We start from the raw sequence: 3,145 nt of genomic DNA, 5'->3' as shown, positions 1-3,145 counted from the left end.
CGAATTTCCGCTGCGCGTCGAGCGCCAGCCCAAGCCCGCCCGAGCCGAACATGTCACCTTGGATGACGGACGCCTGCGGCAACAAGGCTAATATCTGCTGCCTTGCCAGCGGGATGGCGGTCGATCCGCCGGTCAAGAACACCGCGGTGATGTCGGATGGTTTCACCTGCGAGTCCCGGATGGTCTCACCAACCGTCGCGGCCACTCGTTCGATCTCCCTAACGATCGTGGCTTCGAGCCCGGCGCGCGAAATTTCTGCCGCGAACTTCGCACCGGGCAGCGCGACAACGACATCACCAGAAAGTTGCTCCGTCAGCGCGATCTTGGCATTTTCAACCAAAGCAGCCAGCGCGTGCCCGTAACGATGCTCGACAATATGGATGAAACGGTCGACCAGGTCGGCGCGTTCCGCCTCGTAGCGGATCTGGCGCAGATGCGTCATCGCCCTCGGGGTGTAGACCAGATTGATGCGCTGCCATGTCGCCAGGTCGATGAAGTAGCTGGCCGGCAAGTTGCGCTTGCCGTCCTTGGTCGGCGAGAGGTAGCCGAGCTGCGGCATTACATGGGTGATGCTCAACAGCCGGTCGAAGTCGGTGCCGCCGATGTGGATGCCTCGGCTCGCCAGAATGTCGTCTTTGCGATCGAGGGAGCGGGCGCGCTGCGGCGACACCCGCACGATCGAGAAGTCCGATGTGCCGCCACCCATGTCGACGATCAGCGCCAGTTCTTCCCGCGTGACCTTCTGCTCGTAGTCGAGCGCCGCCGCGATCGGCTCGAACTGAAAGGCGATATGCTTGAAGCCCTGGGCGCGTGCCGCGTTCTCGAGTTCACCTTCAGCCGTGGCATCGGCCTCGGCATCATCGTCGACGAACTGCACGGGACGACCGAGCACCACGCTCTCGACCGTATGGCCGGCATTGTCCTCCAGCTTTTTCCTGAGATGGCCGACGAACAGACCGATGATCTCGGTAAAGGCGATCGATCGGGCCTTGATCCGCGTCTTTTCATGGACAAGTGAACTGCCGAGCACGCTCTTCAGCGAGCGCATCAGGCGACCTTCGATGCTGTCGGTATAGTTGGCGATGGCGCGGCGCCCGAAATAGTTGCGGTTGTCCTCGAAGTTGAAGAATACGGCGCTCGGCAGCGTCACTTCGCCGTCTTCCAGCGCCACCAGCCGCGGCTGCCCGTTCCTGACCACGCCCACGGTGGAATTCGAAGTGCCGAAGTCGATACCGCCGAATGCTGGTCGCATCGTAAGTCCTGTATTCTGATGTGGGAGCGACAGCTCGTCTCCAGTCGGGCCGGGGTCGCGGTCTAACCCATGAACCCCAAAAGGGGAACCACCTTTCGGAGAGGCCTAGTCCTTTCGGAAGACCAGTCTTCCGAGCCAGCCGGTCAGCATGGCTAGCAATACGGCGAAGACGCCGTAGAGGAAGGAATAATCGTGGGCGACGCGGAAGATCGACTGTTCGAAACCGGACTTGCGGATTTCGAGCTGGGCGGAGCTTTCCTTGATGAACAGGCCGCTCTTGAACAGAAACGCACGGGCCTTGTGGGTGCCGACTGGAACGTTGGGGGCGAGCCTGACGGTGGCGCGGAACAGGTTCTGCGACAGGAACTGCACGCCGCCAACATTCTCGCTGTAGAGGCCGGTCGCCGTTTTGCGCTCGCGCAGCGCCGCGGTGAATTCCTGGATTGTCGCCGGACTCTCGCCATCGTCGGCCGGCTGCATGTAGATGTTGGCGGCGCCGAGTGACAGTTGCTTGTAGCTGTTGGGGTCGGTTACGTCCTGCAGCGGGCGCGTCGTCGCCACCGAATAGGACACCGGCACATTCTCGAAGGTTTCGGACTCCAGATTGATCCAGATGCCGAGCACCCGGTCCTTGCGGCGCACGACGACCGGCCGGGCCGGACCCTCAAGCACGACGATGATGTCGTAGCGCCCCCGGCGCGCGACAAGCGGGTCGGCATTTTCCAATGAGCCGAAGATGGTGAGATCGGCGCCGGAAAAGCCGGCGGTGATTGAGACATGGTCGGTGGACAGGCCGATCTGGATATTTTCGGTAGCTGGCGTCTGCGCTTTTCCCGGTGGCGCGACTGCCAACAGCGACAGCGAGGCAACGGCCAAGAACGCCCTTAAGCCCGCCATCAGGTCAGACCCACGCCCGAAAGAGAATAGAGGTTGGGCGGCGTCACGAACAGATCGATGGCGAGCCGGATTGCGACCGCCAGCACCAGCAATGCGAGCAGCGCCCTGAGCTGCTCGCCACGCAGCCTTTGGCCGGCCTTGGCGCCGTATTGCGCGCCGGCGACGCCGCCCGCCATCAACAGGAAGGCGAGCATGACGTCGACCGTCTGGTTAGTTGTGGCGTGGACCAGCGTGGTATACGCCGAGGTGAAGATGATCTGGAAAAGCGAGGTGCCGATGACGACATTGGTCGGCACTTTCAAGAGGTAGATCAGCGCCGGTACCATGATGAAACCGCCACCGACGCCCATGATCGACGACAGGAAGCCGATGCCGGCGCCGAGGCCGAGCACCGGGATGACACTGACGAAAAGCTTCGAGGCCCTGAACCGCATTTTCAGCGGCAAGCGGTGGATCCAGTTGTGCTGGCCGGATTTCTTCAGCACCGGTGCCGCGCCGCTGCGGGTGGCGCGCAGCGCATTGACGCTCTCGACCAGCATCAGCCCGCCGACGGTGCCAAGCAGCACGACATAGAGCAGCGAGATGAACAGGTCGAGCTGGCCGAGCCGGCGCAAGAAACCAAAGACAAAGATGCCGCAGGTTGAGCCGACGATGCCGCCTGCCAAAAGCACACCGCCGAGCTTGAAGTCGAGCGTGCCGCGCTTCACATGCGACAATGCGCCGGAGAAGGAGGAGGCGATGACTTGGTTGGCGCCGGTGGCGACCGCGATCGCCGGCGGTATGTTGTAGAAGATCAGCAGCGGCGTGATGAGGAAGCCGCCGCCCACTCCGAACATGCCCGACAGGAAGCCTACTGCCGCGCCCATGGCCAGCAGCACGAAAATGTTCACGGAAATTTCCGCGATCGGGAGATAGATGCCCACCCGTCAGTCTCGATCAGTTTGCCTCTCGGCGAATGCAACCGTTGCGGGCATTTCGCGCCAAAAAGCCTATCTC

3 protein-coding genes are annotated in these 3,145 nt (G+C 62.3%); all 3 read right to left on the bottom strand.

Annotated elements, in window-relative coordinates:
- On the bottom strand, positions 1–1,252 hold a 1,252-nt coding region (locus EOA86_RS28280; RefSeq protein ID WP_164892050.1), incomplete at its 3' end, for an Hsp70 family protein.
- A 105-nt stretch (positions 1,253–1,357) separates the two neighbouring features.
- On the bottom strand, positions 1,358–2,149 hold the full coding sequence (locus EOA86_RS28275) for a TIGR02186 family protein (RefSeq protein WP_128344686.1): 792 nt from the start codon (positions 2,147–2,149) through the stop codon (positions 1,358–1,360).
- On the bottom strand, positions 2,149–3,072 hold the full coding sequence (locus EOA86_RS28270; RefSeq protein WP_127211742.1) for a sulfite exporter TauE/SafE family protein: 924 nt from the start codon (positions 3,070–3,072) through the stop codon (positions 2,149–2,151). The genes EOA86_RS28275 and EOA86_RS28270 overlap by 1 nt, the downstream gene beginning before the upstream one ends.
- Positions 3,073–3,145 lie beyond the last annotated feature (73 nt).

Origin of the sequence: Mesorhizobium sp. M5C.F.Ca.IN.020.32.2.1 (assembly GCF_004023105.1) — a bacterium.
GTDB classification, from domain to species: domain Bacteria; phylum Pseudomonadota; class Alphaproteobacteria; order Rhizobiales; family Rhizobiaceae; genus Mesorhizobium; species Mesorhizobium wenxiniae.
This window is presented reverse-complemented; position numbering and strand designations above follow the sequence as displayed.

Coding starts and splice junctions, on each gene's coding strand:
- EOA86_RS28275 (WP_128344686.1), bottom strand. CDS start 2,149: ATGGCGGGCTTAAGGGCGTTCTTGGCCGTTGCCTCGCTGTCGCTGTTG.